Here is an 882-nt window from a genome sequence, read left to right as displayed (position 1 = left end):
GTTACATCTTTTTGATTGACTTCGAATGCAATTGCGCGATTGAGATTGTCCGTGTGGTTGCTATACTGCATGGCGAGGCGTCCGGTTGGTTTTTTCCTGCTAATTAAATTATGCCGCGATCGCCTCTGTTCATTTGTGCAACAAGCATAAACACTGATTTAGATCATTATTTGATCCGTGTACGCCGCCTGAAAATTTAGGCCCACCTGCCGATTGCAGATGAGCCTACGCCCAAGGTCTATTTTTGGGCGAAATATTCAGGCTAAATCCGAGCGTTACAGATTAATAATTTGGATCCATTGTCGACGCGTCAGGACAAAGGTGCTCTATGGGAAAACTTCTTTTTCATGGAACGCGTGAAATATCATTCATACAGACAGGATTTCGGACGAATGTACTTCTGGCGAACATCGAAGAAAAAATCCAACGAACTGGACTTCATTGAGGTCGTGGATGGGAAAATGGAAACCTTTGAATGCAGAACCTCACCCACCGCAAAAGCAAAGCCTGGTCCCGATTTCCATAAAGCCTATCCGGATTGTCCGATTCGAACGGTTGCTCCGGCGACGTTCCTGCAAGTCTGGCTTGAAAGCGAGGAGTACCGGAAGCCGGCAGTTTGAGAGCTGCGCGCGAAGAAGCGGCAAATGCTTTGCTTCTTCGGAGGAAAAGCATTTCCAATGCTCAAAAGTCTTAGCTATGATTTTCTTGTCATTTCTTACGGAACTTCTCAGCCTGGATCACGGGAGCTTTGCTGAGGCTTTTCGGCCAGCAGTTGATGAATAGCCTAAAAGTCGTCGAAAGCCCTCACGAAAGCTCTTTAGAAATGAGTTTTCCAATAAAAATTCCGTGAAACTCACGGACTTTTTTGTTGACTTCAATAGT

1 protein-coding gene is annotated in these 882 nt (G+C 45.5%); it reads left to right on the top strand.

Translation table 11 applies throughout. The features are described from left to right. Positions 1-266 precede the first annotated feature (266 nt). Positions 267-620, top strand: coding sequence for a DUF4143 domain-containing protein (locus GBM95_RS11865; protein WP_152159273.1), 354 nt, complete (start codon positions 267-269; stop codon positions 618-620). Positions 621-882: the final 262 nt, after the last annotated feature.

The organism is Sutterella seckii, from assembly GCF_009183815.1.
GTDB classification, from domain to species: domain Bacteria; phylum Pseudomonadota; class Gammaproteobacteria; order Burkholderiales; family Burkholderiaceae_F; genus Sutterella; species Sutterella seckii.
The sequence above is the reverse complement of the archived record's forward strand: the minus strand, read 5'-3'. Positions and strand labels throughout refer to the sequence as shown.